Annotated in this window: 26 protein-coding genes and 1 tRNA gene; 20 read left to right on the plus strand and 7 right to left on the minus strand. The window is 63.8% G+C overall.

What is annotated here, in order from left to right:
• The first annotated feature begins 369 nt into the window (after nt 1–369).
• On the plus strand, nt 370–813 hold the full coding sequence (locus C453_RS05010) for an NUDIX domain-containing protein (protein WP_008323096.1): 444 nt from the start codon (nt 370–372) through the stop codon (nt 811–813).
• Between the two features lie 27 nt (nt 814–840).
• On the opposite strand, the gene C453_RS05015 is transcribed toward C453_RS05010, so the two are convergent.
• Nucleotides 841–1,491 carry a VOC family protein gene (locus tag C453_RS05015; protein WP_008323104.1) on the minus strand — a complete coding sequence of 217 codons (651 nt, stop codon included), beginning with the start codon at nt 1,489–1,491 and terminating at the stop codon, nt 841–843.
• 128 nt (nt 1,492–1,619) lie between these two features.
• On the opposite strand from C453_RS05015, the gene C453_RS05020 reads away from it, so the two are divergent.
• Nucleotides 1,620–2,447: a lipoate--protein ligase family protein gene (locus C453_RS05020; protein WP_008323105.1), complete on the plus strand. Its 828-nt coding sequence runs from the start codon at nt 1,620–1,622 to the stop codon at nt 2,445–2,447.
• Nucleotides 2,448–2,499: 52 nt separating this feature from the next.
• On the opposite strand, the gene C453_RS05025 is transcribed toward C453_RS05020, so the two are convergent.
• Complete coding sequence (locus C453_RS05025) at nt 2,500–3,024, minus strand: redoxin domain-containing protein (RefSeq protein WP_008323107.1); 525 nt, start codon at nt 3,022–3,024, stop codon at nt 2,500–2,502.
• Nucleotides 3,025–3,117: 93 nt separating this feature from the next.
• Here C453_RS05025 and C453_RS05030 point away from each other — a divergent pair, with 93 nt between their 5' ends.
• From C453_RS05030 to C453_RS05040, 3 genes are all read left to right on the plus strand, one after another.
• Nucleotides 3,118–3,960: a deoxyribonuclease IV gene (locus C453_RS05030; RefSeq protein WP_008323109.1), complete on the plus strand. Its 843-nt coding sequence runs from the start codon at nt 3,118–3,120 to the stop codon at nt 3,958–3,960.
• Nucleotides 3,961–4,017: 57 nt separating this feature from the next.
• Nucleotides 4,018–5,259 carry an endonuclease/exonuclease/phosphatase family protein gene (locus C453_RS05035; RefSeq protein WP_008323110.1) on the plus strand — a complete coding sequence of 414 codons (1,242 nt, stop codon included), beginning with the start codon at nt 4,018–4,020 and terminating at the stop codon, nt 5,257–5,259.
• Nucleotides 5,260–5,347: 88 nt separating this feature from the next.
• Entirely contained in the window at nt 5,348–6,148 is an 801-nt protein-coding gene (locus C453_RS05040; protein WP_241430670.1) for a class I SAM-dependent methyltransferase, read from the plus strand.
• A gap of 18 nt (nt 6,149–6,166) precedes the next feature.
• Here C453_RS05040 and C453_RS05045 read toward each other — a convergent pair whose 3' ends face one another.
• Nucleotides 6,167–6,811 carry a DUF7095 family protein gene (locus C453_RS05045; protein WP_008323115.1) on the minus strand — a complete coding sequence of 215 codons (645 nt, stop codon included), beginning with the start codon at nt 6,809–6,811 and terminating at the stop codon, nt 6,167–6,169.
• A gap of 44 nt (nt 6,812–6,855) precedes the next feature.
• Nucleotides 6,856–8,148: an MFS transporter gene (locus tag C453_RS05050; RefSeq protein WP_008323117.1), complete on the minus strand. Its 1,293-nt coding sequence runs from the start codon at nt 8,146–8,148 to the stop codon at nt 6,856–6,858.
• A gap of 187 nt (nt 8,149–8,335) precedes the next feature.
• Here C453_RS05050 and ncsA point away from each other — a divergent pair, with 187 nt between their 5' ends.
• Nucleotides 8,336–9,301, plus strand: a complete 966-nt coding sequence (gene ncsA / locus C453_RS05055; RefSeq protein ID WP_008323118.1) for a tRNA 2-thiolation protein NcsA — start codon at nt 8,336–8,338, stop codon at nt 9,299–9,301.
• A gap of 150 nt (nt 9,302–9,451) precedes the next feature.
• Here ncsA and ftsZ read toward each other — a convergent pair whose 3' ends face one another.
• From ftsZ to C453_RS05070, 3 genes are all read right to left on the minus strand, one after another.
• Complete coding sequence (gene ftsZ, locus C453_RS05060) at nt 9,452–10,651, minus strand: cell division protein FtsZ (RefSeq protein ID WP_008323119.1); 1,200 nt, start codon at nt 10,649–10,651, stop codon at nt 9,452–9,454.
• 2 nt (nt 10,652–10,653) lie between these two features.
• Nucleotides 10,654–10,839: a ribbon-helix-helix domain-containing protein gene (locus C453_RS05065; RefSeq protein WP_007544928.1), complete on the minus strand. Its 186-nt coding sequence runs from the start codon at nt 10,837–10,839 to the stop codon at nt 10,654–10,656.
• 211 nt (nt 10,840–11,050) lie between these two features.
• Entirely contained in the window at nt 11,051–11,674 is a 624-nt protein-coding gene (locus C453_RS05070; RefSeq protein ID WP_008323120.1) for a double zinc ribbon domain-containing protein, read from the minus strand.
• 117 nt (nt 11,675–11,791) lie between these two features.
• Between C453_RS05070 and C453_RS05075 the strand changes: the two genes are divergently transcribed.
• From C453_RS05075 to C453_RS05140, 14 genes are all read left to right on the plus strand, one after another.
• Nucleotides 11,792–11,865 (plus strand) — tRNA-Tyr (locus C453_RS05075).
• Nucleotides 11,866–12,098: 233 nt separating this feature from the next.
• Nucleotides 12,099–13,307, plus strand: a complete 1,209-nt coding sequence (locus C453_RS05080) for a M24 family metallopeptidase (protein WP_008323121.1) — start codon at nt 12,099–12,101, stop codon at nt 13,305–13,307.
• Nucleotides 13,308–13,387: 80 nt separating this feature from the next.
• Complete coding sequence (locus C453_RS05085; protein ID WP_008323122.1) at nt 13,388–14,023, plus strand: HAD family hydrolase; 636 nt, start codon at nt 13,388–13,390, stop codon at nt 14,021–14,023.
• A complete protein-coding gene (locus C453_RS05090; protein WP_008323123.1) occupies nt 14,014–14,964 on the plus strand; it encodes a CobD/CbiB family cobalamin biosynthesis protein in 951 nt (316 codons plus the stop codon). Before C453_RS05085 ends, C453_RS05090 begins: the two co-directional genes overlap by 10 nt.
• Nucleotides 14,955–15,719: an adenosylcobinamide-GDP ribazoletransferase gene (gene cobS, locus C453_RS05095; RefSeq protein WP_008323124.1), complete on the plus strand. Its 765-nt coding sequence runs from the start codon at nt 14,955–14,957 to the stop codon at nt 15,717–15,719. The genes C453_RS05090 and cobS overlap by 10 nt, the downstream gene beginning before the upstream one ends.
• A complete protein-coding gene (locus tag C453_RS05100; protein ID WP_008323125.1) occupies nt 15,719–16,399 on the plus strand; it encodes an NTP transferase domain-containing protein in 681 nt (226 codons plus the stop codon). The genes cobS and C453_RS05100 overlap by 1 nt, the downstream gene beginning before the upstream one ends.
• Nucleotides 16,390–17,397, plus strand: a complete 1,008-nt coding sequence (locus tag C453_RS05105; RefSeq protein ID WP_008323126.1) for a nicotinate-nucleotide--dimethylbenzimidazole phosphoribosyltransferase — start codon at nt 16,390–16,392, stop codon at nt 17,395–17,397. Before C453_RS05100 ends, C453_RS05105 begins: the two co-directional genes overlap by 10 nt.
• A gap of 8 nt (nt 17,398–17,405) precedes the next feature.
• Complete coding sequence (cobD, locus tag C453_RS05110) at nt 17,406–18,437, plus strand: threonine-phosphate decarboxylase CobD (protein ID WP_008323127.1); 1,032 nt, start codon at nt 17,406–17,408, stop codon at nt 18,435–18,437.
• Nucleotides 18,430–19,167 (plus strand): adenosylcobinamide amidohydrolase, encoded by a 738-nt coding sequence (locus C453_RS05115; protein WP_008323128.1) that lies wholly within the window; start codon nt 18,430–18,432, stop codon nt 19,165–19,167. Before cobD ends, C453_RS05115 begins: the two co-directional genes overlap by 8 nt.
• Nucleotides 19,168–19,328: 161 nt before the next feature.
• Nucleotides 19,329–20,342: a pyridoxal phosphate-dependent aminotransferase gene (locus tag C453_RS05120; protein ID WP_008323130.1), complete on the plus strand. Its 1,014-nt coding sequence runs from the start codon at nt 19,329–19,331 to the stop codon at nt 20,340–20,342.
• Nucleotides 20,343–20,432: 90 nt separating this feature from the next.
• Nucleotides 20,433–21,206, plus strand: a complete 774-nt coding sequence (locus tag C453_RS05125; RefSeq protein ID WP_008323131.1) for a nucleotide-binding protein — start codon at nt 20,433–20,435, stop codon at nt 21,204–21,206.
• On the plus strand, nt 21,203–21,808 hold the full coding sequence (locus C453_RS05130) for a hypothetical protein (protein ID WP_008323132.1): 606 nt from the start codon (nt 21,203–21,205) through the stop codon (nt 21,806–21,808). Before C453_RS05125 ends, C453_RS05130 begins: the two co-directional genes overlap by 4 nt.
• A 522-nt stretch (nt 21,809–22,330) precedes the next feature.
• Nucleotides 22,331–23,266, plus strand: a complete 936-nt coding sequence (locus C453_RS05135) for a UbiA family prenyltransferase (RefSeq protein ID WP_008323133.1) — start codon at nt 22,331–22,333, stop codon at nt 23,264–23,266.
• 86 nt (nt 23,267–23,352) lie between these two features.
• On the plus strand, nt 23,353–25,047 hold the full coding sequence (locus tag C453_RS05140; protein WP_008323134.1) for a histidine kinase N-terminal 7TM domain-containing protein: 1,695 nt from the start codon (nt 23,353–23,355) through the stop codon (nt 25,045–25,047).
• The last annotated feature ends 64 nt before the right edge of the window (nt 25,048–25,111 follow it).

The raw sequence follows: 25,111 nt of genomic DNA on the forward strand, positions 1-25,111 counted from the left end.
CGAGTGAAGTGGGAATTGGAATTTTTTTTTCTGTCATTGGTATTTGATTTCCCAATTACATCCTTGAGTTACATGATGGTATATCTACTGGCCAAAGACTACACTAAATCATTTACTCGGTTCTTAATTGGGAATCGTCTAGTTAACCTTCTGAGTTTGTGTCACTCAGAAAATTTCTCTGTGTTTTCTCACCGTGGTTAACAATGTGAAATTAGGCGCGCAACGGAACCCAAAATCCGAAACTGTGGCTGAAAAGCGGCTATCGGTACACAGAGACTCAGAAAGAGGTGAGGACCACACCGTCTCAACTCTCCAAAGGAGTATCAAAATGGAAGCCACTATCCTTGGTTCGAAGTATCACTCAGTCACATGGACCAGTACGCCTACATCGTGAACGTCGAGGGAGCGGTCGTCCGAGACGGCAAGTATCTCCTCATCGAGCGCGCAGCAGAAGAAGAACACGCGGCTGGCATGCTGGCGTTCCCCGGTGGGAAGGTCGAGCAGTCGCCGGGACACACCGCACCAATCGAATCGACCGCCCGCCGCGAACTGAACGAAGAAGTCGGTGTCGAGGTTGGGTCGGTCGAATACGTTCTCAGTCGGACCTTCGAGGCCGTCGGCACGCAGTGCATCAACGTCGTCACGGTGTGCGAGTACGAAAGTGGAGAAGCACACGTCCGCGCGCCGGACGAGGTAGCCGCGGTTCACTGGCTCTCACCCGAGGAGATTCAGCGCCACGACGACGCGCCCGAGTACCTCAAACGCGATGTCGAGCGCGTCGAAGCCTACCGAGACGAATCCACGAAGCAGTAGTCGGAGACGCTGCTGTTCGAGATAGAATTACTGTTCGACGTTCACGCGGTGCGGTAACCCCTCAGGTTCGAAGGTTCCAGTCGCGTCGCACTGCACGGACACGGGAACGACGGTTGCCGGGGTGTCCGTCGGATACCACGGGCGGCCCTCTGCTGCGACGACGAACCGTGCGGTCTGGTCGCCGACGAAGACGACACTTCCCTCGCCGAAATCGCTCCACACGTCCACGTCGAGGGCGTCGGTCAGCGCGGTGACGAACGCATCGACATCCCGAGCGACCATCCCGACTTCTGTGACGCCTACGAGGTCCGTCGCCGGGTCGAACTCGCCGGACGACTGCCCATCGTAACAGACGTATTCTACGATGTTTCCTTCGGGGTCCTCGAAGTAGACCGAGTCGGCTTCCATGAACTCGAATCGGATGCTCGCTCCCTCGTCGGTTTCGAGGATGTCGATATCGTGGTCGTCGAGCCATGCCACCACGGAGTCGATGTCGGCGTCGGCGGTGAAGGCGAAGTGGCCCGGGTCCGTGTCACCGAGTTCGAACCAGACTGTCGTCTCGCCAGCGGTCACGGAGCGTTGCGACCCCGGAACGGTAGCGAATCCGAGCGTCTCGGCGTAGAACTCGCACAGGGAGATTGGGTCTCTCGCGGCGAAGGCGACGCGGTGGAAGTGCATACGGGAACGTCACGGCGGCGTGGTTTAATCGAATCGCTCGACTGAGGGGAGAAACGCGCTGGGCCGGTCGCGTCGGCTTCATAGCCCGCGGTCGAAATCGCTTTCCCCCAGATGTTCCATGTTCGACTATGAACGACGCGCCGGATGCGATTGCAGACCGAGAGTGGCGATTGATTCGCGAAGACGTCCACTCCGGGGCGATGCAGATGGCTCTCGACGAAGTTGCGGCGGAGACGGCTGCTGCGGGTGGTCCTCGAACGGTTCGCGTGTACTCGTGGAAGCCGAGCTGTCTCTCGCTTGGGTACGGACAAGACCCAGAGACAGTCGATTGGGACTACTGCGAACGCGAGGGAATCGACGTGACACGCCGTCCGACCGGCGGCGGCGGCATCTATCACGACAACTACGGTGACGTCGCGTACTCCATCGTCGCGCCGAAAGCCGAGTTACCGGGCGACCTCATGGACTGTTATCACCTGCTGTGCAAGCCGATTCTCGACGCGATTCGGTCGGTCGGCGTCGACGTGGATTTCGTCGAGGACGATATGCCGGTCATCTGGCATCCGGCGTGTTACCTCCGTGCGCTCCACCCGGCCCACGACATGGTCGCCGAGGGGCGGAAAGTCGCGGGGAACGCCCAGTACCGCCGCCGCGACGCAGTTATCCAACACGGCTCTCTCACCTACTCGGTCGACGCCGAAACGCACCTCGGCGTACACGAGGGCCACGACGTGACACCCGAGGAGTTCCGCGAGCGCGTCGTCGGCATCGACGAACTCGCCGACGTCTCCCGCGAGGCGTTCGTCGAGGAATTAGAATCGACACTCGCCGACTTCGTCGAGGCCGAGGAGGGGTCGTGGACGGACGACGAACTCGACAAAGCGAGACAGCGAGTCGAAGAGAAGTACGACACTGACGACTGGGTTCGCCGGAATCCACAGTCGAAGTCGGCGTGAGAGTCTCCAACTGAACGCGGGAGCGGCTGAAAACGCCTGCTTCGACCGACCCTCAGAACCCGAACGTCTCTTGGGAGTCCAAGTCGAGCGCCTCGACCACGCCTTCGTACACTTCGGTCAGCGGCGGGATATCTCGGGTGGGGTCGAGCCAGTGTTCGCCCAGCCAGCGGTAGCGGACTGTGAGTTCTTCGTCGAGGAGAAAACAGGAGCGCCGGGCGCGCTTCGAGACGCCGAAGGTTCGATAGACCACGTCGAATGCCGACGCCAGTTCGAGGTCGGTGTCAGCGTACAGCGGGAAGTTCAGGTCGTGTTCGTTCATGAATCGGCGGTGCATTCCAACACTCGATTTACTCGCGCCGACCACGTGAACGTCACTTCCCGTCGAGAACCAATCGAAGTCGCGGATTGCACACCACTCTTTCGTACAGTCTGGACTGAAGTCGGCGGTGTAGAAACACAACAGGACGGGTTTCTCTTCGACGAGGTCTGAGAGCCTCCGCGAGACAGTCTCTCCTCCCGGCTCGACGAGCGTCTGTGTGATGTCGTCGGCGGTCGCTCCGACGGAAAGCCCAGTCATACACAGAAATAGCTCGTGAACGCCATATCGATTCCGGCCACCGAACCGACCAACTCCGAAGTCCCTTTGTTCGGGTACCCCGTGGAGTTCGGCATGCGAGTAGGAGCACACGTCTCTATCGCCGGTGGCGTCGACAACGCGGTCGGAAACCAACTCGACGTCGGCGGGAACTGTGGACAGATATTCACGCATTCGCCACAGGTCTGGCAGGACCCCAACATCGGCGACGACGAAGCCGACGCCTTCCGAACCGGGACGGGCGAGTCTCTGAAAGGACCGTGGGTCATCCACACCTCCTACCTGGTCAATCTCTGTACGCCGAAAGACGGCCTTCGCGAGAAGTCTCTCGACTCCATGCAGAAGGAAGTCGACGCGGCGGCCAAACTCGACATCCCGTACGTCAACGTCCACCTCGGTGCCCACACCGGCGCGGGCGTGGACGGCGGCCTCGACAACGCCGTCTCCGTCCTCGATGAAATCGACGTTCCCGACGATGTGACGATTCTCATCGAGTCTGACGCCGGGTCCGGAACCAAACTCGGTGGCGACTTCGCCCACCTCGGATACGTCCTCGAAGAGTCCGAACAGGACCTCGACATCTGTCTCGACACCGCCCACGCGTTCGCCGCGGGCTACGACCTCTCGACGCCCGAAGGCGTCGACGAGACGTTCGAGGAACTCGACGCCGAAGTCGGTCTGGAGCACCTCAAGTGCGTCCACCTGAACGACTCGAAACACGAATGCGGGACGAACAAGGACGAACACGCCCACATCGGTGAGGGCCTCATCGGTGAGGAAGGCATGCGCGCGTTCATCAACCACGACGCCATCGTCGGCAACGAGGTCCCGCTCGTCTTGGAGACGCCGACGGAAGACGGCAAGAGTTTCGCGTGGAACATCGACCGCGTCCGTGAACTTCGCGCTGACGAGAACTAACGGCGTCTTGATGCCTCGGGCAACGATTATCCGGTGCGCTTTCCAAGCGCCTTCTGAATGCCCTCCCCGTCGGATACGACTCCCGGCCTGACTCGCCGGACCATCCTCCACGCTGCAGCGACAGTCCCGTTTGCTGCGTCTGTTACCGGAGTCGCCCGCGCAGAGCCATCGAGCGGCGCACGAATCGCGACGCTGAACCTCGGTCTCGGCGTGAGTCTCACGCCAGTCCTGTTCGCGGAAGATGCGACGCAACGCCGCCGTGTCGTCGGCGACCTGTACGAATCAGTCCGGGTGAGTGACGTCCCTCGCCGGATGGCCGTGCTCGCAGACGAACTCGCCGCAACCGGCGCAGACGTCGTCGCCCTGCAAGAGGCCGCGTCGGTCGCTGCCGATGGTATCGACTCGGTCGATTTCCTCGACGAGTTGACGCAGGCACTCGACGGATCTGACGAAAACTACCGCGTCGCGGCCGTCTCCGAGACGACGAGCGTCTCGCTTCCGGGTCTCATCGACGACGAGGAGACGACTGTTACACTCCGCGACAGAGATGCGATTCTCGTCCGTGGGGGTGTCGAATCGACCGAGATGCCGAACGTGACGCTCGATGCTACCCTCGCCGTGCCACTCGGTGAGGAGGGCGAGACGGTCGAAATCTCCCGTGGGGTCGCCGCCGCGGGCGTGTCTGTCTCGGGTGGTCCGACGTTCGCCGTCGGTTCGACACACCTCGAACGAGCGAGTAGCGAGATTCGAACCGCACAGGCGACCGAACTCGCTGCGTGGGCCGACCAGCGCGACGGCCGAGTCGTCGTCGCGGGAGACGTCAATGCGACACCGGGTGACGAAGCCTACGACACGCTCGCTTCCTCGCTCAAATCGGTCACTGGCGACGTTGGACCGACGTGCTGCCGAAGCAGCGACCTGACCAGTGGCGACCTCTCGCGGACGGTCGACCACGTCTTCGTCCGAGGGTTCGACGGAACAGACCCAACTCGGTTCGTCACCAGCGACGACCTTCGAATCGAAACGCCGGAGGGAGAGCGGTGGCCGTCCGACCACGCGGGCGTCGTGGTGAATCTCGATGCCGTGCCTATCGAAACTGCGTCGCCCTCGGCGACCCCGACACCGACTGTGACGACGCAGCCGTCGCCCGAACCGACTACGAGCAGTACGCCGACCGAGCAACCGACCAGCTCCCCAACTGATGGAACGTCGACGTCGGCAGACGCTGCTGGGTTCGGCATCCTCGCGTCACTCGTCGCACTGGTCGTCGCCGTCGTCCGCGCTCGGCAGCACGACTGACGACTAGCGACTGACTGCTGACGACTGACGACTGCGCCGAAGTCCTCGACACCGACTCATTTTTGCCTCGCCGTGCCCGAATCCGGGTGTGCGACGCTTTTCGGAATCGTATCTCCGGCGGACGCGACAGGGGATGTGGGAGGATTCCCGCGCCTCACTCGCCGACCTCGACCTCGACGGGCGCGAGCGCATCCTCGACGTTGGCTGCGGGACGGGCGAGTTTACGCGCATCCTCGCCGAGTCGTCCGACGCGCGCGTCGTCGGCGTCGACGCCGACACCGACCTGCTTTCGGTCGCCGCCAACCGCGAGGGAATCGAGGCTGTCGCGGGCGACGCGACGCGACTTCCCTTCGCCGACGACAGTTTCGACCTCGTCGTCTGTCAGGCGCTCCTCGTGAACCTGCCCGACCCGGCGGCCGCGCTGGCGGAGTTCGCTCGCGTCTCGACTGACCTCGTGGCGACGGTCGAACCCGACAACGCCGCCGTCGGCGTCGATTCCACGGTCGATGCCGAAGTCCAACTCGAACGCCGCGTCAGAGACGCGTTCCTCGATGGGGTGCAAACTGACGTGGCGCTCGGCGAGCGCGTGAGCAACCTGTTTTCAGACGCCGGGTTGTCGGTCGTCGGCACGCGACGCTACCACCATCGCAAGGTCGTGGAGCCACCGTACGACGGGTACGACGTTCGGAGTGCGGCGAAGAAGGCGACTGGCGAGGGACTCGACCGCCACGAGGCGGACCTCCGGCGCGGCCTCGGTGACGACGACTCCTACGAGGCAGTCCGACGCGAGTGGCGACAGATGGGCCGCGACGTCGTCAGACAGATTCGCGACGGCGACTACCGCCGGGCAGAGGTCGTCCCCTTCGACGTGACGACGGGCCGCGTCTGAGAACGTATCCTGAAATTCCTACACAACATCGCCGCGGACAGTCGCCCCGGTCTGTTCGGCGCGGTACTCGCGCATCGCTTCGACGGCCGCGTTGGCCTCGTCAGACTCGACGCCAAGCATCTCTAGTGCCCCGGTGAGCGTCGGGAACGCGAACTCGCCGTTCCGAAGCTTCTCCATCGCGTTTGGCGAGCGCTGGCCGTCCGCGTAGAGGCAGACGCCCCGAGGGTCGAGAATCTGCTCGTACTTCTCGCGGGCCATCGCGCCCTTCAGTCGCTGTGTGACGTTGTCCTCGAACGAGGCGTTACACACTTCGAGGTGGATTGGTTCGTCGTCCGGAAGCAGGTGTGCAGCGAGGCACTTCTCTGGGGCGGCGTAGCCGTTCGAATTCGCCCGGAGCAGGTCTGGATTCTCCCGCGCCCACTCGGCACGGACGCTCTTTCCGACACCCTTCACGCCGTGGCTGGCTTCGAATTCGGCGGCCGCGTCGCCATCACCGCGGAGCAGGATGTCTTTCGTCACGTACACGTCGAGTCGGTCGAGCGGGTCGAGACCGAGGGCGACGTCGCCGTAGACCCACACCTCGCGAACGGGGACGGGGAGCGTTTCGGATTCGACCGCATCGACGATTGCTTCGACGCGGTCGAGGGCAGCGTCTCTGTCCATCGCGTGACGGTGGGAGTTCGAGGGGGAAACCGGTTTCGCGTCGGTTACGACGCGTCGATATCTGTCGCTGCACCCTCGCTTGCCGCCTCCTCGTCCACCGCCGGGGAGTCGTCTGGGACGAACCAGTACAGCAGTGCCGGGTCGACCGCCCAGAGCAGGCCGATGCCCAACGCGGTCGCACCAAGCGACGCGGACGCCGTCAGGGCACCACCGAGGACTGGGCCGAGCGCACCACCCACTGATGCGGCGGTCGAGATAAGGCCGAGTGTGGTTCCTTCTCGCCCGTCGGGTGCGATTTCGTATCGGAGCGCACCCAGTGCGGGGCCAGCAAGTCCGGACCCGACCCCGCCGAGAGCGAAAAGCGCGATTGGAACGCTCTGGTGGGGTGCGAAGACGATGCCGATGGGGACGGCGACCCACACGAGTTTCCCGACGACGACGCCGCGCTTTCGCCCGAAGTCGTCCGCAAGCGACCCACCGACAGGAACCACAACCAGCATGGTCGCGCCGAGGACGCTCCAGACGAGTGCGGCGTAGGTTGGCCCGCCACCGACTGACTGTTCCAAAAGCGGTGCGAGCGTCGGTGCAAACGCGCCGTCGGCGACTGAGGCCACGAATCCACCGACGACGAGTGCCGCGACAGTTGGGTCGCGGACGACCGACACACTGCGTCGGACGCGTTCGACGAGTGGACCGGACGGTTCGGATTCGTCCTCGTCTGACTCGGTGTCGACGGGCGGCAGAAACCCGACCATGATGAGGCCGCCGAGGGCGGTGAGACCTCCGAGTACGAGGAACGGAACTTCCGGGCCAGCGCCGTAGAGCGCCCCACCGAGCGCGGGACCGAGTGCGACGGCAGCCATTCCGGACGTCTGGTAGGCTCCCATCACCCCTGCCCGCTCGTCGTCGGAGGTATAGTCGCCGAGGTAGGCACTCGTCGCGGGACCGCGCATCGCCGCACCGACGCCATCGAGTGCCCTGAGCGCGAGCAGGGCTGGAACCGAATCGGCGACGCCGAGGCCGACGACGCTGACTGCGCCGACGAGCATGCCGACGACCATGAACGGCCGTCTGCCGAAGCGGTCAGAGAGCGACCCGAACGCAAGGGAAAATACTGCCTGCGACGCGACTGGAAGCGAAAACAAGAGCCCCAGCGCAACGGGGCCGATACCGAAGGTCGCGGCGTAGGCCGGGAGAAGCGGGATGACAAACGAGTTCGACGCGTGGTCGAGGAGGTTCGAGACGGCGAGGACTGCTACTGTCCGGTCTCGAAGATGCGACAGGGTGGCGTAGTGACTACGAAGCGATGCGAGCAGGTCGGAGAGGCGTGAATACATCCGTCGTTGTGACTGTGGTGTGGTCGGAGTCGGCGCGAGAACGAGGACGGGCTGACCAACACGTGAACGCGCAGTCAGACGCGGACGGAGAGGGTCTCCATGCACCGTACTGTCTCCCGCGTTGACAAAAGTATTCCGCCACTCCGAGGCGAAACCCGTATCCCTCCTGCCGGGCAAGCGACCGGCAATGGAGTGCGACAAGTGCGGCCGCGACGCGGTAATGCACGCGGCTTACTCCGGGGCACATCTCTGTGAGGACCACTTCTGTGCCTCGGTCGAGAAACGAGTCCGCCGCCGCATCCGCGAGGACGATATGCTCCCCCGAGACGCGAGCCCCGAAAACCCCCAAACGTGGGTTATCGGCCTCTCGGGCGGCAAAGACAGCGTCGTGCTCACCCACATCCTCGACGAGACGTTCGGGCGCGACCCGCGAATCGAACTCATCGCGCTCACCATCCACGAGGGCATCGAGGGCTACCGCGACAAGTCCGTCGACGCCTGTGTCGAACTCTCCGACGACCTCGACATGCGTCACGAGATGGTGTCGTACGAAGACGAGTTCGGCGTTCGGATGGATGACGTGGTCGAGAAAGACCCCGAAAACATGGCCGCGTGCGCCTACTGCGGCGTCTTCCGACGCGACCTACTCGAAACCTTCGCCGACGAGTACGGCGCAGACAAACTACTGACCGGCCACAACCTCGACGACGAGGCCCAGACGGCGCTGATGAACTTCCTCGAAGGCGACGTCAGACAGGTCGCGAAACACTTCGACGCCAGTATTGGGTCATTCGACAAGCGCCGAGACGAAGGTGATTTCATCCCGCGAGCCAAGCCGCTGCGCGATATTCCCGAGAAGGAAGTCGCGCTCTACGCTCACCTCAAGGACCTCCCCGCGCATATCACGGAGTGTCCCCACTCCTCGGAAGCGTACCGCGGCGAGATTCAACAACTGCTCTTGAAACTCGAAGAGAACCACCCGGGTACCCGTCACTCGATTATGGCGGGCTACGAGGAACTCGCCGAGTTGACCGCCCGCGAATACCGCGGTGACGGACAAGTGAACCTCAACGACTGCGAACGCTGCGGGTCGAAGACGGCGGGTGACGTATGTCGGAAGTGCCGTCTTATTGAGTCGATAGAGGCTGTCTGACCGAGCAACGCAGTCCGTCTCGGCTGCGCCTGTTCTGACAGACGCTACTTCAAAGCCGCACAGCTCACAGTTTGAAAATCGAACAAAGAGAGGTAATCCGCGGCCGTGTCGGACGGACGCGGCGGTATCGAAAGCGGGGCCGACAGGGCGTTACCGGATTACGTCGAGACCGTTGTTCTTCTCGACTTCGTCGCGACCGCCATCGGACCACGTACCGCTCTGCGCCGTCTCGACACGTTGCGAACTATCGAATTCCTGACGCTGCTGGCTCTGACCCTGTCCCTGTCCTTGGATGCTCTGGCGGGACTTGTCTGCCTGCTTTTGCGTCGTCGGACCGAGGACCTGTGCCGACTGGACACCGGTCATGATAGCCATTACGCGAACCTTGCCTTTGTACTCGTCTTGGATGCGAGCGCCCCAGATGACGTTCGCAGCCGCCTCGAGTCGTTCGGTGATGTTGCTCGCGATTCCCTCGGCCTCCTTCAGTGTGAGGTCGGGGCCGCCCGTGATGTGGACGAGACCACCGGATGCACCCCGGTAGTCGACGTCCAAAAGCGGGTGGTTCATCGCGTCGTTGACCACTTCTTGGGTCTTGTTCTTGTCCTGTGTCTCACCGACGAGCATCACCGCGACGCCGCCCTGATTCATGATAGTAGACATGTCGGCGTAGTCGAGGTTGATGAGCGACGGTTGAGTGATGGTCTCCGAGATACCCTTGACGGTCTCGGCGATAATCTGGTCCATGACCGAGAACGCCTTACCGATGGGCAGGTTCGGGACGTAATCGAGGAGACGGTTGTTGTCGAGGACGATGATGGAGTCGGCTTCGTTGCGAAGCTTCTCCAGACCTTCCTCTGCTTTGACCGTCCGGGCACGCTCGACGTTGAACGGCGTCGAGACCATGCCGACCACGATAGCTCCCTGTTCTTTGGCAATCTTGGCGACGACCGGTGCCGCACCAGTACCGGTTCCGCCACCCATGCCGGCGGTGACGAACACGAGGTCGGCGTCGCCGAGGACGTCCTTGATGGTACCTTGCGCCATCTCCGTAGCGCGCTCGCCCATCGAGGGGTCGCCACCGGCACCGAGCCCCTGCGTCAGGGACTTGCCGACGAGTATCTTCGTGTCCGCTTCGATCATCTTCAGGTGCTGCTTGTCGGTGTTGATAGCGACCGTGTCAGCACCTTCGACGCCAATATTGTAGAGCCGGTTGATGGTGTTGTTACCGGCACCACCAGCACCAACAATGACGATACGCGGGTCACCAAACTGGTCGTCGTCGTCAGACGACATCTGCGATTGGCGTTCTGCTTCGTCCCGCTCCATCGCCTCGCGAACAATATCCTGCATAATTACACCTTTGCCCAGCTGCGCTTGCTGGTAGATTCGCGCTGGCGGTTGTCGGCTGTCTGTTCGTTGAGCATATCGCGGACGGCGGATCGAATGGCTTCAGATCGGTTCGGGAATTCTCCCGTCTCGACCATTCGCTCGACCTCCTCGATCTGCTGCTTCGGAATTCGTAGTGTCACACGCTCCATGTTTACATTCCCCCGGTAAGACGGCGCGCCGCACGTGAGTGCGAGTGTCATACGTCCCAAAACCGACGGACAGCACCCGTTTCGGGGTGCCCATCGGGAGGGTGTAAGACAACCGTCTTACGCGATAGTCACCACAAAGCGACGGGATATAAATGTAACGGCGGTTGTAAGACAGTACTTGAATGGGTTATATACAGTATTTAATAAGGGATTATGGGCCTTCGAGGACGTTTGCTGCTGGCGTCCGACGGCCGCAGTCTGGGCAGAACGCCCAGTCAGAACGAAGTTCGGCATTACACTCACAGAATACTCGTTGGGTCGCTTTCTCGCCGCAGTTCGGGCAGTAGACGTGGTCTCCGTCGATGGACTCGCCGCACTGCCCACACGTTAGTTCGGTCTCTTCGGGGACGTTGCCTACTCTCGCCGTGTCGTGGTGGGTGTCGTCACCCGGTCCATCGGGCGTCTTACGTTTTGCATTCGCCGTTGTATCGGGCTCATACTCCGCGTTTACGCCAGAATCTCCGTCTGCACCGTCGACGTTGATGTTGACAGTAACTTCAGACGAGTTGCCATGCTCGTGGTTGGGGAGTGCGTCGTCGAGATACGCGGGGAGTCGCTCTTCCAATCGGCGTTCCACGAGTTCGTCGACTCGGGCAGTCAGCACGTCGTCGAAGTCCGTCGGCTGACTGTCGGACTCGTCTGCGTCAGTCTGGTCACGTTCCATCTGGTCGAGGTACTGGCGCAGGGCTTCGCGCATCACCTCGCTCTTGGAGGTGTCGAGGTCCTCCAATCGCCCGACGAGAGCGTCGTCGGCGCGGAACGTGATTTTCGTCATCTGTTCCGAGATTATCTCGGCACCTTATCAATGTTCGCTCCCGTCGGACGTGAGTCACACGTCTGGTGCGCGGCGAATGAAAATGGTTAAAACTGCCGACCGGATAGGATTCAGTGACCGCTCTTAGCTCAGCCTGGCAGAGCAGCCGACTGTAGATCGGCTTGTCCCCCGTTCAAATCGGGGAGAGCGGACTTTCTCACCAGTTCAACTCTGAGAGCCAGAGCCGTCGACTTGTCCCCCGCTCCCGTGAGCGAAGCGAACGGGAGGCAGCGAGCAACGCGAAGCGTTGCGAGTGAGTTCAAATCGGGGAGCGTGGAGTCGTTTCTGCCCATCGAAGCACTGCTACCGCAACTGTTCCGATTGAATTATCAGCCAGTCATCATTCATCAGCCGATTTATCAACACGTATCGACGTTCTCCGAGTATGTCTCCCAGCCTCTCGTCGAGTGAATTCGCCACTCGACTCGACGCCGTTCGCGGCAACCTCGCCGACACAGCTGCCGATGCGGGCGTCTGGTTCAGTGCGACGAGTATCGAGTACCTGTCTGGGTTTCACCATATTCAGACCGAGCGTCCCGTCGCGCTCGTCGTCACCGACGACCGGGTCGAACTCGTCGGACCACGACTCGAACTCGAACGAGCGAGTAACGTCCGACAAATCGACCGCGTGCGTACGTACTTCGACTACCCCGGTGGGAATCCGATGGGAACGCTCGCTAACACCCTCGACGCGCTCGGTGTAGACCACGTCGCGGCCGACGCCGACGGCGCACCGGGAGTGATGGGCTATCAGGGTCCCGCTCTTTCGGAGTTCGTCGAGGTGACGACGCAGCAGTGGGTGCCGCGAATGCGTTGGGAGAAGACCGACGCCGAAATCGCCTGCATTCGTGAGTCTGCCCGATGGGCCAATCTGGGACACCGATACCTCGCCGACTTCACCGAAGTTGGCGCACACCCGGTGACGGTCTCACAGCGTGCTTCCATGGAGGCGTCGCGGGCCATGCTCGACACTCTCGGCGACCGGTACGTTCCTCGCACCCGTGGTGGTGGCCCAGTCCACGCGGGCTACATCTCCGGGTCCGAAACCGCGCTCCCGCACGGACACACGCCGAACGAACGACTCTCGGAGGGCGACGCTATCATCACCGGCGCGACGGCCATCGTCGACGGCTACTACTCCGAACTGGAGCGAACGATGTTTGTCGGCGACCCCTCTGACGAGGACGAACACTACTTCGAACTCATGCTGGAGGCGCAAGACATCGCCATCGACGCGCTCGCTCCGGGCGTTCCGGTCGATTACGTCGACCACCTCGTCTGGGAGTACTTCGAAGAACAGGGCGTCACCGACCTCGCACAGCACCACGTCGGCCACAACATCGGCCTCGGCGCGCACGAACCGCCGTACATCGACCGCGGCTGGGCTGACCACTGCCTCGACGACGAGACCGACTTCACCGAGTCGGACGCCGAAATCGCCGCCGGACAGGTCTACACCATCGAACCGGGACTCTACACCGAGACGACCGGCTATCGACACTCGGACACGGTCGCTATCACCAACTCGGGGACGGAGATGCTCACGTACTTCCCCCGCGATATCGAGTCGAACACACTCTCTGTCGAACGCTGACGCTTACCTCTCTTCTCGACGAGCGGTGTGGGACCACCCGCTTCGCTATCTTCAAGTAGAGTTTCACCAATGCAATTCTAGTGGCCATCACGTTCGACCTCTTCGGCACGCTCGTCGACGCCGAGTATCCTGACAGCCCCAGTTCGGCCGTCGCAGACGAACTCTCCGAACTTGGCGTCTCGGTCCCAGACGATTGGGACGATGCGTACCGTGAGGTCCACATCGATGCCCCCGACGGTGCGGAAGTCCCGCTTCCGGCGCACGTCGCTGCGGCGCTTCGCTCGCGCGGCGCTACGTCTCCCGACAACGCCGCCCGCCGAGCGGTCGTCAACGCGTTCGATCCCGAAGTGACGACGCGCCCCGGTGCGGTCGATGCGGTCAAGACTGCCCGTGAGTGTGGTTCAGTCGGCTTGCTGTCGAACTGCTCGGTCCCGGAACTCGTCTCACGGACGCTCATCCGGTCGGACCTCGGCCGACGCGACTTCGACGACATCACGACGAGCGTCGCCTGCGGATGGCGAAAACCGCACGAACAGGCGTTCGAAGCCTCGGCCCGTGGACTGGGTGTCGCCCCGTCGGACGTGACCCACGTCGGCGACGACCCGGCGACGGACGGCGGTATCGAGGCCCTCGGCGGACAGTTCGTGAACCTCCGTGAGACGACGCTGGACGCGTTCGCTGCCCGAATACGGCGAGGTGACGGCCCATGCCCGTGACTGCCGCGGTTGCTGTCGCCGCCGCCGCACTGCTCGACCGACTGTTCGCCGAACCACCGGCCAGCGTCCACCCTGTCGCCCTGTTCGGGCGTCTGGTCGCACTCTTCGACCGCGAGTGGTCGTCCCCGACGGTTGTGGGTGCCTGTGCCGCGTTTACGCTGCCTGCGCTGGCTGCGGGTGTCGTCGCGGCCGCGACGTGGGCCGGGTCGTCCGTCTCTCCGTGGGTTGGTGCGGCCGTCGCCGCGCTCGTGCTCTTTTCGACGACGAGCCTCCGAATGCTCCTCGACGCGACCGAGGCTGTCGTCTCGGCGACCGCCTCAGACGTCGATGCGGCTCGAACGGAACTCCGTGCGCTCGCCGGACGCGACCCTGCGTCGCTCTCGGCGGGCGAGATTCGCAGTGCTGCCGTCGAGAGCGCGGCCGAGAATCTCGCGGACGGGCTGGTCGCGCCGCTTCTCGCGTTCGCGCTCGTCGTGCCGTTCTCACTTCCCCTCGCAACCGGCGCGGCAGCGTGGGTGAAGGCCGTAAACACGCTCGATTCGATGCTCGGTTACCATCACAAGCCGGTCGGTCGCGTTCCGGCCCGACTCGACGACGCGACGATGTGGCTTCCCGCCCGTGTGTCGGCTGTCTTACTCGCCGCCGTCGGCGGGTCTCCGAGTGTCCTCGGACGCGTGGGGTCGCTGGCGCGACGACCGGCTTCGCCCAACTCTGGCTGGCCGATGGCGACGCTCGCGGTCCTCTTGGAAACGCGACTTGAGAAGCCCGGACACTACTGTCTCGACGGCGGCCCCGACTTCCCGGACTCGGAGACGGCTGCACGAGGTGTTCGACTCGTCTCACGTGCAGGCCTGGCCGCGTTCGCGCTTGCGGGCGTGGTCGCGTGGCTGTCGCCAACGGGGAGTGCGCCCGTGCCTGTGGAGGTGTTTGCATGGTTCTGAGCGCAATTCGCGGTGGGCTTGGGTTCCTCACGCGACTCCCGGTTGGCGGTGGCGAGACCGAGTGGAACGCCTTCAGACGCTCACCAGTCGCGTTTCCACTGGTCGGCTACGTCGTCGGCGGACTCGCAGCCCTGCCGCTTATCGCTCCCCTGCCGGTCTCGACGGCCGCCGCGCTGTACCTCGTGACGCTGTATCTCGTGACCGGTGTCACCCACGCCGACGGCCTCGCCGACTTGGGCGACGCCGCTGTCGTCCATGGGGACGACGAACGCCGGATGTCGGTACTGAAAGACTCGCAAACGGGTGTCGGCGGCCTTCTCGCGCTCGGGCTGACGCTGGTCGTCCTCGCACTCGGGGCGCTCGGCCTCGCGGGTGCCGCCGGGCGCGTGGCGCTCACCGCGGGCGTCGCAATCGCGGTCGCTGCCGAGGTCGGCGCGAAAGCCGGGATGGCGACGCTCGTCTGTCTCGGCGACCCGGCACACGAAGGCATGGGTTCCGCGCTGGTCGGCGCAAACGGCCCACTCGGACTGTTCCGCGTCGCTGTCGCGTGCCTCCCGGTGGTCGCACTCGCCCCGCTGACGGGCGAGGTTGCTGTGTTCACCGCGCTCGCCTGCGGCCCGCTCGTCGCCCTCGTGGTTCGCTCGTGGGGACGGAAACACCTCGGCGGCGTCTCGGGCGACCTCATCGGCGCGACGAACGAACTCGCGCGGGCAACTGCAATTCACGTGGGGGTGGTGACGTGGACGCTCTTGTGATGTGCGGTGGCCTCGGAACCCGCCTCGACGCACCGGTCGAAAAGCCCCTCGTCGAGGTGTGTGGCCGACCGATGTTCGACCGCGTCGTAGACGCGCTTCGCCAGTCGCGTATCGACCAGATTCACGCAGTGGTCTCACCACACACGCCCGACACGCGCGCTCACGCGAACGCGAGAGATATCTCGGTCATCGACGCGCCCGGCGAGGGCTACGTCGCCGACCTCGGGTTCGCCCTCGAACAAGTCGGTCGCCCGGTTCTGACCGTCGTTTCCGACCTGCCACTCTTGGAGGCGAGTCACGTGAACGACCTCATCGACGATGCCGCCGGCGCGACCCGGACGGCGTGTGTTCCGGTGTCGCTGAAGCGGTCGCTCGGTGCCAGCATCGACGAATTGGTAGTCTTCGAACACCGCGGGCGCGAGGTGTGTCCGACTGGACTGGGCATCGTCGGGGCCGAGACAGCAGAACGGACAGACTCCGAACCACGTCCCGACGCGGCGACCGCGGACAGTAGCACCGAAGCGACCACAGACAGCACAGATTCACCGACCACAGACAGCACAGACTCACCGACTACAACCACTTCCGATTCAACCGTGTACCTCACTGCAGACCCGAAACTCGCACTCAACGTGAACCGTCAGACAGACATCGCACTCGCGGAGGACCGATGCGAGTAATCCTCGTCGCCGGTACGACCCAGACCGCGAAGATTCCCGGCATCAGCGCCGCCGGTGCCGACCCGTCGCTCGTCGGCCACACGCCGAGCGCCGACGCCGAAATCGTCGAGTTCGGCCAGACCGTCCGCTCGCCGGTGACGCCCGTCAGTCCGACAGGGTGTCCGACGCCCGCAGCCATCACGCGCGCCGTCCGAGAACTCACTGGATTCGACGCGCTCGTGGTCGACGGCGGGCTCTCGGAGCCGACTGGCGCGCCGACTATCGACGTGGGCGCGATGCCCGGCCGCGACATCCGCGAGGAACAGCCGGTTCCGACCGCACCGGGTGCGTTCGAGGCCGCCCGCCAACTCGCCACCACACTTCCAGAAGACGAACTCGTCATCGGCGAGACCGTCCCCGGCGGGACGACGACGGCGATGGCCGTCCTCCGCGCGCTCGGCGAGGACTTCGGCGTCTCCTCGTCGCTCCCGGAGAATCCGACCGACCTCAAAGAGGAGGTCGTCGCCGACGCGTTCGACGCGAGCGGTCTCTCGCCGGGCGACGCAGCACACACCCCAAAGCGCGCCGCTCGGTACCTCGGCGACCCCGTGCTTCCCGTCGTCGCCGGGCTGACCGTCGGCGCGCTCGAATCGGGTATCGAGGTGACACTCGGCGGTGGCACGCAACTGCTCACGGCCGCGGCGCTCGCCCGCCACGCCGGCGCAGTCGGCGACCTGTCGCTTGCGACGACCAGCTATCTCGCTGACGACGTGCCACACCTCGAAGACGCGGCCGAGGCGTTCGACCTCGACCTCGTCGTCACCGACCCCGAGTTCGAGTCGCACCCGCTCGACCGATACGCCGCTGGCGAGGCCAAGGAAGGCGCGTGTATGGGCGGCGCGCTCATGCTCGCCGACCGGATGGGCGTCCTCGACGACGTCGAGGCGGCGACGCTGGACGTACTCTCGCGTCTCGACCCGGAGGCAGTCGACGCCGACGCGGTCGAAGACGATGCCTGAGGTCGCCGATGGACCCTGACGCCGTCTCCCGGGCGAGTCGCGTGCCACACGGCGGAACCACGGATACGTCCGTCCTCGACTTCAGTGCGAACACGAACCCGGAGCGTCCCGAGGGTGTTCGAGACGTGTACGCGGCCGCCTTCGACGACGCCACTCGCTACCCGGACGACGAGTATCGGGAGTTTCGGGTCGCCGCCGCCGAGTACGTCTCCCGCGACCAAGCTGAGGCAGCCTGTTCGCCCGACGACGTGATTCCGACCGCGGGTGGTCTCGAAGCGCTTCGCCTCGCGTTCGAGGTCACGCTCGGCCCGGGCGACTCGGCACTGGTTCCGCAACCGAGCTTCGGCGAGTACGACAGAGAAATCCGTCTGCAGGGTGCCGAGCCGGTTTCGGTCGCACACGACGCGATTCTCGACGCAGACCCCGAGCGCCACGAGGTCGCCGTCGTCTGCACGCCGAACAACCCGACCGGAGCGGTCGCATCCCCCAATGAACTCCGGGAATTTGCCGCCCGGTGCCGCGAGTCGGACACTGTTCTCGTCGTTGACGAGGCGTTTCTCGACTTCACCGACGTACCCAGTCTCGCTGGTACTTCGGGCGTCGTGGTCGCGCGTTCGCTGACCAAGATGTTCGGGCTGCCGGGAATCCGTGCCGGGTTCGCCGTCGCGGTCGGGGAACTCCGCCAGCGACTCGCAGTTGCCCGGCGCTCGTGGTCGCTTTCGACTCCCGCCGCCGCAGTGGGTGCCCACTGCATGCGCGACGAGGCGTTCGTCTCCAGGACTCGCGAGCGAGTCGCGGCCGAGCGCGAACGACTCCGCGAGTCCTTGTCGGACGACTTCGACGTGTTCCCGTCGGATGCACCGTTTCTCCTGCTCGACGTTGGCGACCGCGACGTCGCCACCGTGGTCGAAACGGCACGCGAGCGAGGCGTCGCAATCCGCGACGCGACGACGTTTCCGACGCTCGATTCGCACGTCCGCGTGGCCGTGAAGCGCCCGGACGAAAACGACCAGTTGCTCCGCGCACTCGCCGATGTTTGAGGTCACGTGCCGCGACGGCGTCTGCCGAATCTTCCGGCCCGAGACGCGGTGGCTCTCGACTGGCTACGACGGCGGTGAGTCGCACGGGAACGTCGCGTACAACATCTCTGTTCCCGAGGGCTGGCCGGAGACGGACCTCGATACGTACGTCGAGGGGCGACTCGCCGATGCAGGGTTTACTGATGGTGGTCCGGCACTGCTCACCGGCGTCGACCAGCAACATGCTCGCCGGGCACGGTTCGGACCCGTCGAGGTCGTCGCGACGGCGGGTGTCTCGAACCCCGCCGAACTGCCGGTCGAGGGCCTTCGTGACGGAGGGCGCGAGAACGAGCCGGTCGATGGTGTCGCTGACGACTCGTCGGACTCCGACGAGCCGCAACTCGGCACCGTGAACGTGGTCGTCGGAACGACGCGGTCGCTCGCGCCCGGTGCGTTGCCGAATCTCGTCGCAGTGGCTGCCGAGGCGAAGGCGGCGACACTGCTTTCGCGCTGTGGGTCGCCCGGAACGACGACCGACGCCATTGTGGCCGCCTGCGACCCTGCGGGTGAGGCAGCATCGTTTTCGGGGAGCGCGACCGAGATCGGAAACGCCGCCCGCGTCTGCGTTCGCGACGCGATTCTCGCCAGCCTCGACTCGCGATACGCCGACAGAGAACTGCCGACGTCGGTCGAAGACGCACAGTACGGAGTCGTCGCAGACGAACACGCGACCGTCTCGAACGTCGACTAACCGGCGAGGTACGCGCGACTGCTCCCGAGTGGGTGGCCGCCAAGAGCCGTGAGCGGAACACAGATTAGACAGAAAAAACCTGATTTTTCCATCGAATCGTCGGTGGTACCCAGTCGGTCTGTGAAGAAGATTTGAATATGGTTCATATCTAGCATGTACTCATGGACTCCAGTTCCGTTTCAGACGTCGACCCAGTGACGCACGGCGGAACTGCCGACTACTCGCTCGTCGATTTCAGCCTCGGGTCGAATCCCGAGCGACCCTCAGGGCTCGCAAGCGTCTACGAATCAGCCCTCTCTACGTCTCGGCGGTACGCGTTGGACGACTACGCTGCGTTCCGCGTCGCGGCCGCTGACTTCGTTGGCTGCGACCCTGAACACGTCGTTCCGGCTCCGGGCGTCATCGGGGCACTGCGCCTCGCTATCGGCGTGACTGTCTCGCCCGGCGAATCGGTGGTAATTCCAGAACCCTGCTCCGGCGAGTACGCCCGCGAGGTCAGATTGCAGGGCGGTGAGCCGTACCACGTCCCGTACGAGGACATACCCACCGACGTCGACCCCGAAGCGCACGCCGCAGTCGTGCTGAGCTATCCGAGTGACCCACTCGGGGCGGCGTATTCGGCGGACGAACTTCGAGCGTTCGTCGATATGTGTCGCTGTGCAGGTACTCCACTTCTCGTCGACGAGTCGCAACTCGGGTTCACCCGACTGCCGAGTACGGCCGGTCTGGACGGTGTCATCGCACTCCACTCGGTGACGAACGTCTTCGGCGTCCCGTCACTCAGAGCGGGATTCGCTGCGGCCACAGGCGACCTCCGAGACAAACTCGACCGCGCGCGCTGTACGTGGGTGCTGTCGAAGCCCGCTGTGGATGTCGCAACGTTCTGCCTGCGCCAAACTGAGTTCCTCGAAGCGACTCGCAAGCGAGTCGAGACCGAGCGCCCCCGAATCGTCTCCGAACTTCGGCGTCTCGGCTACGACCCGTCCCCGTCCGACAGCGCCTTCGTCTTGTTCGAAGCACCGGATGTCGACCGCGTCCTTCACGAGACGCGGAAGCGTGACCTCGCAGTCCGCGACGCCAGATACTATCGGTCGCTGGACTCACACGTCCGAATCGCGGTTCGCCGACCGCACGAAAACGACAGGCTCCTCGACGCGCTCACCGAGGCGATTTGAACGCCGTCTGCGTCGCGTTCGACCGCAGCGGCGGCAGTGGTGGCTAGTTCCTTCCGAACACTTAACACCCGACACCGGCCACCAGAGAGCATGGTAGAGGCGTTCGCCGTCGCCAGCGGGAAAGGCGGGACGGGCAAGACCACGAGTACGCTCGCGCTCGGGATGGCACTCGCAGAGGAGTACGACGTGACGGTCATCGACGCCGACACGGGGATGGCGAACCTGCTGTTCCACGCCGGGTTGGACGACGCCGACGTCACCTTACACGACTTGCTCATCGCCGACCGAGACGTGGCGGTCGAAGACGCCGTTTACGACCGGTTCGGCATGTCGGTCGTCCCCTGTGGAACCAGCCTCACGGCGTTCGAAGCGGCCGACCCGAAGCGCCTGCGCGACGTAGTCGCCGAACTCGCCGCCGACACCGACGTCCTCCTTCTCGACTCACCCGCCGCACTCGGCTCGAAGAGTGCCGTGCTTCCCATCGTTCTCGCGGACCGAATCGTCGTCGTCCTCCAACCGACGGTGCCGTCACTCTCTGACGGGCTGAAAGTCCAGGAGTACGCTCACTCCTACGGCACCGAGACGGCGGGTGTCGTGTTCAACCGCGTCCGCGCCGACGAGGACGTAGAGCGAATCGCCGAGCAGGCGGGTCGGTACTTCGGTGGGCAGACGCTCGCGTCGGTCCCGGAGAGTGACGCCGTCCGCGCTGCGCGGCGGTCGGGTGAACCGCTCTTGGCGCACGCCCCCGACGACCCGGCGGCAGACGCCTTCAGAGAGGCGGCGGCACGGCTCGACGTTCGCGATGGCGACGAACACGACGTCGCCGAGCGCTTCCGAAGCGCCGTCGTCCCCGAGCGCGTATGAGAATTCCACGTGGTGCACTACTTCGGTCACGCGTCGTCGACGACCCCGGCGACGCGCTCGCCGAGGTTCTCGACGAGGGGCTGACCGGCTACGTCGTGTTCGAGCCACAGGACGCACTCCTGCTTGGTGAGTCGACCCGCGGTATCGTGACGTTCGAAGATGGGATTCCCGTTCTCGCGTACGACACCGAACGAGACGAGGGTGGTCGCGACGGACTGGAGGGCTTCGCAGTTACAGGCCCTCACCGGGTCGCGGTCCACGCCGTCGACGCCGACGACCTCGCCGAGGCGCACGAAACCGAGGCGTTCCGCGTGGCGCCGGACGAACCTGCGCGCGTCCTCGCTGGCGACGAACGGCTGGCAGACCGGACGCTCGACGCCGCCCCTGAATCGAGACGCGAAGCGGGGCGCGACCAGAGCGCGCTCGAAGCGTTTCTCTCCGACTCGGAGGCTATCGAGCAAATCCAGTCGGAGGCGCGGGCAGAGGCACAGGCACGGGCCGAAGAATGGGGCCTCGAATCGGCCCTCGTCGATGACGACGACGAGCAACTGCCCGGGCGCGACGAGGCAGACGATGTCGCACACGGCGGAACGCGGTACTGACCGGTAGCGTTGGCCGTCTTTGTGGCTGGCGTGTGTCCGTATGCCGTTGGTGTATACTGCCGCAATATTTAGGTGTCAGCGGTTCGTCCAACACCGTGAGATAGGCTGCCATCCGGCAAATGACAATTGAAAAATGTTTTAACACCGGAGAGCATTGGGTCGATCGCAGGTAGTTACCTGCACTTGGGTTGCGTATATGGGGTTCGTTCCCCCAGTGTCCGTGGAGTGCAGATGGGTGCCCGGTCATCTGCACTCTCTTCTCAAACGACCCTGAGTTACCGCTATCGTCTCAGCAATCCTGACTTGTGTCGCTCTTTTCTGCCGAGCCTACTGCGTCGAGGGTTGGCAGTCTCTTTGCCGAGGTGTTTTCCCCCGGCAGGATTCGGCCCTACTTATACTGCTTATAAATGTGGTAAATAGGGATAATCAACCTGTGTCGAAATATTTGAATGTAATAAAACTAGATGTGTCAGTACCGGCGGGTGTCACGGCGGAATCCATGTCCCTCGCCGCGGGAAATACATGTCAGGAGAAGCAAAAGAAGTCGCAGGCAGCGTCTCGAACCGGGCACCCTCTCAGGCAGAGTCTACGCAGTGGTTTACGAACCCTGCCGAGGGAGTGATTACGGCCTTCAGGTACAGTTCGGCGTATCTCGCCGTTATCGCGATGGTACAGGTGCTTCTCGTGACGACCGCGCTCTCGCTGGAGACCACGCTCGCGCCTGCCGTCGTCGGACTCGTTACGTTCGCCGTCTACGTGGGTGACCGCATCGCCGACGCCGACACCGACGCGACGACGAATCCCGAGCGGACGGCGTTTATCAAACGCTACGAGCGCGTGCTACAACACGCGGTCTCGCTCTCGTACGGACTCGCAATCGCACTCGCTGTACTTGGCGGCCCGGTCGCACTGGCGATTACGCTTCTCCCCGGCGTGTTCTGGATTCTCTACGCATCGGAGTGGCTTCCATCGGTCACGTCGCACTTCCGCAGGCTGAAGGACGTGCTTCTCGTCAACTCGTTTGTCGTCGCGTTCGCGTGGGCGCTGACACTGACTGTCCTCCCATTGGCGTTTGCGGATGCACCCTTCACGCCCGCTGCCGCGGTCATGTTCGTCTACTTCTTCCTCGGCATCTTCGTCAACGTCGAGATTCCGAACGTCCGCGACGCCGCGGGTGACAGCGAGATTGGCGTCGAGACACTCCCCGTCGTTCTCGGTGTGCATCGGACGCGACACGTCCTCCTCGGCATCGATGCGTTCACTGCGTCGGTCCTCGTCGCCGCTGCTGTCACTGGGGTGCTCGACGCCATGTTCGTAGGTGCGCTTCTCCTCGGACTTGCGTTTTCGCTGACTGTCACCTCGCTCGTCGGCCGAACGACCAAAGAAGAACTCCTCACGGTCGCCGCCGAGTCCGAGTACGTCGTCGTCGCGCTTGCCCTGGTCCCGTTTGCACTCTGACGACCACGAAACACGATAACAACTAAACAAATTTTCGCGTGTCTGCTGGTGTTTATTATACTGTGATGGCCATGTACCGTCCATACATGGTGCCAATCGCCCCGCTCACTGTGGTGCTGTTTGCCACTATCGTCATCGGTGTGGCGGCGACGCTCACCGCGTGGCGTGCACGTCCAGAGCCGGGTTCGCTTCCGCTTGTCGCCATGCTCGCCGGACAGAGTTGGTGGTCGACCTGTCTCGTCTTCCAGGTACAGGCGACAACCCTCCAAGCCAAGATGTTCTGGGTCGATATCTCGTGGGTCGGCGTCGTCGTCATCCCCGTGGCATGGCTCGCGTTCGCGTTGCAGTACACTGGCCGCGACGAGTACCTCCAATGCCGATATCTCGTTCTCGTTTCGCTCGTCCCAGCGCTCACAATCGTCCTCGCGCTGACCGGCGAGTACCACGACTTATTCTACCGCGAATCACGACTGCTCGTCCAAAACGGATCTCTCCGCATCCATCGAACCGTCGGCCCGTGGTTTTGGCTCATCACGGGCTACACCTACCTTCTCGGACTGTTCGGTGGCATCCCGATTCTCAGTCTGCTGTCGAGTGACGCACGACCGTTCCGCGGGCAGAGTTTCGCACTCCTCCTCGGAACGCTCGCGCCGTGGATGAGCAACGTGTTCTTCCTACTCGGATTCTACGACACCTCTGGACTTGACCCGACTCCCGTCGCCTTCTCTGTCTCCGGTGTGGCGTACCTCGCCGCAGTCACGCGATTCCGACTCTTCGGTGCGAGCCCCTCGCCGACACATCGGGCGCGCCGACTCGTGTTCACGAAGATGCACGACGGCGCGGTGGTCGTCGACCGCCATGACACGGTTGTGGACATGAACGAACCGGCGACCGAGGTACTCGGCGTCTCACCGTCGGACGCACTCGGCTCACCGGCGACCAGTGTTATTCCCTCCTACGACGACTTCCCCAGCGAAGGCGCGCTGTCCACGCCACTGTCTATTGACTCGGACCGCGGTGTCGGCCGATACGACGTCTCTGTGGTTCCAATCGACGACGTTCACGACCGGCCACTCGGCCGCGTCATCTCGTTTCACGACGTGAGCGATATCCTGCGCGAGCGCCAGCGCCTCAAAGTACTGAATCGCGTGCTCCGACACAACCTCAGGACCGAAGCGAACCTTATCGCCGGCTACGCCGACTTGCTCGCAGACGGCGACGAGGCACACGAGAGCAGCCTCATCAAGGAACGCACGCAACGAATCATCGACGTCGGCGACAAAGGTCGGGCAGTCGTCGAACTCTTCGAGCGAGACTGGTCCGAGGTCGAACCGCGTGATGTCGCCACCCTGCTCGACTCCTGTGTGACCGACGTGGCTGCCGAGTATCCCGAGGCCAGCATCGTCGTCGGCGAAGCGCCGACGAACGCCTCCGTCTTGGCCGTTCTCAAACCGGTCGTGTTGAACCTCGTCGAAAACAGCGTCGAGCACAACTCGACCGACGTGCCGTGGGTCGAGGTGTCTGCCCGCGTGGTCGAAGGCACAGTCGAGATACGAGTCGTCGACAACGGCGATGGAATCGGTGACTACGAGCGTCGCGTTCTGGCGCAGGGTGAGGAGTCCCCGCTCGAACACGGCAGCGGACTCGGTCTGTGGCTCGTCACGTGGGGCGTCGATATCGCCGACGGAAGCGTGACGTTCGAGAATCGCCAGCCCTCCGGGTCGGTCGCCACCGTCCGGGTGCCGAACGTGTCGGTCCCGGCCGAAGTACAGGCCCGGTAGCTGCGCGGTATCTCGGGGCTGACGCCGAGGACCGTCTGAGACGGGTGCATCTCCGCTGGGCGCG

Source organism: Haloferax elongans ATCC BAA-1513, assembly GCF_000336755.1.
Lineage (GTDB): Archaea > Halobacteriota > Halobacteria > Halobacteriales > Haloferacaceae > Haloferax > Haloferax elongans.

Excerpts from the sequence above, each read along its gene's own strand:
- C453_RS05010 (WP_008323096.1), top strand. The coding sequence starts at position 370 with ATGGACCAGTACGCCTACATCGTGAACGTCGAGGGAGCGGTCGTCCGA.
- C453_RS05015 (WP_008323104.1), bottom strand. The coding sequence starts at position 1,491 with ATGCACTTCCACCGCGTCGCCTTCGCCGCGAGAGACCCAATCTCCCTG.
- C453_RS05020 (WP_008323105.1), top strand. The coding sequence starts at position 1,620 with ATGAACGACGCGCCGGATGCGATTGCAGACCGAGAGTGGCGATTGATT.
- C453_RS05025 (WP_008323107.1), bottom strand. The coding sequence starts at position 3,024 with ATGACTGGGCTTTCCGTCGGAGCGACCGCCGACGACATCACACAGACG.
- C453_RS05030 (WP_008323109.1), top strand. The coding sequence starts at position 3,118 with ATGCGAGTAGGAGCACACGTCTCTATCGCCGGTGGCGTCGACAACGCG.
- C453_RS05035 (WP_008323110.1), top strand. The coding sequence starts at position 4,018 with ATGCCCTCCCCGTCGGATACGACTCCCGGCCTGACTCGCCGGACCATC.
- C453_RS05045 (WP_008323115.1), bottom strand. The coding sequence starts at position 6,811 with ATGGACAGAGACGCTGCCCTCGACCGCGTCGAAGCAATCGTCGATGCG.
- C453_RS05050 (WP_008323117.1), bottom strand. The coding sequence starts at position 8,148 with ATGTATTCACGCCTCTCCGACCTGCTCGCATCGCTTCGTAGTCACTAC.
- ncsA (WP_008323118.1), top strand. The coding sequence starts at position 8,336 with ATGGAGTGCGACAAGTGCGGCCGCGACGCGGTAATGCACGCGGCTTAC.
- ftsZ (WP_008323119.1), bottom strand. The coding sequence starts at position 10,651 with ATGCAGGATATTGTTCGCGAGGCGATGGAGCGGGACGAAGCAGAACGC.
- C453_RS05065 (WP_007544928.1), bottom strand. The coding sequence starts at position 10,839 with ATGGAGCGTGTGACACTACGAATTCCGAAGCAGCAGATCGAGGAGGTC.
- C453_RS05070 (WP_008323120.1), bottom strand. The coding sequence starts at position 11,674 with ATGACGAAAATCACGTTCCGCGCCGACGACGCTCTCGTCGGGCGATTG.
- C453_RS05080 (WP_008323121.1), top strand. The coding sequence starts at position 12,099 with ATGTCTCCCAGCCTCTCGTCGAGTGAATTCGCCACTCGACTCGACGCC.
- C453_RS05090 (WP_008323123.1), top strand. The coding sequence starts at position 14,014 with ATGCCCGTGACTGCCGCGGTTGCTGTCGCCGCCGCCGCACTGCTCGAC.
- cobS (WP_008323124.1), top strand. The coding sequence starts at position 14,955 with ATGGTTCTGAGCGCAATTCGCGGTGGGCTTGGGTTCCTCACGCGACTC.
- C453_RS05100 (WP_008323125.1), top strand. The coding sequence starts at position 15,719 with ATGTGCGGTGGCCTCGGAACCCGCCTCGACGCACCGGTCGAAAAGCCC.
- C453_RS05105 (WP_008323126.1), top strand. The coding sequence starts at position 16,390 with ATGCGAGTAATCCTCGTCGCCGGTACGACCCAGACCGCGAAGATTCCC.
- cobD (WP_008323127.1), top strand. The coding sequence starts at position 17,406 with ATGGACCCTGACGCCGTCTCCCGGGCGAGTCGCGTGCCACACGGCGGA.
- C453_RS05115 (WP_008323128.1), top strand. The coding sequence starts at position 18,430 with ATGTTTGAGGTCACGTGCCGCGACGGCGTCTGCCGAATCTTCCGGCCC.
- C453_RS05120 (WP_008323130.1), top strand. The coding sequence starts at position 19,329 with ATGGACTCCAGTTCCGTTTCAGACGTCGACCCAGTGACGCACGGCGGA.
- C453_RS05125 (WP_008323131.1), top strand. The coding sequence starts at position 20,433 with ATGGTAGAGGCGTTCGCCGTCGCCAGCGGGAAAGGCGGGACGGGCAAG.
- C453_RS05130 (WP_008323132.1), top strand. The coding sequence starts at position 21,203 with ATGAGAATTCCACGTGGTGCACTACTTCGGTCACGCGTCGTCGACGAC.
- C453_RS05135 (WP_008323133.1), top strand. The coding sequence starts at position 22,331 with ATGTCAGGAGAAGCAAAAGAAGTCGCAGGCAGCGTCTCGAACCGGGCA.
- C453_RS05140 (WP_008323134.1), top strand. The coding sequence starts at position 23,353 with ATGGTGCCAATCGCCCCGCTCACTGTGGTGCTGTTTGCCACTATCGTC.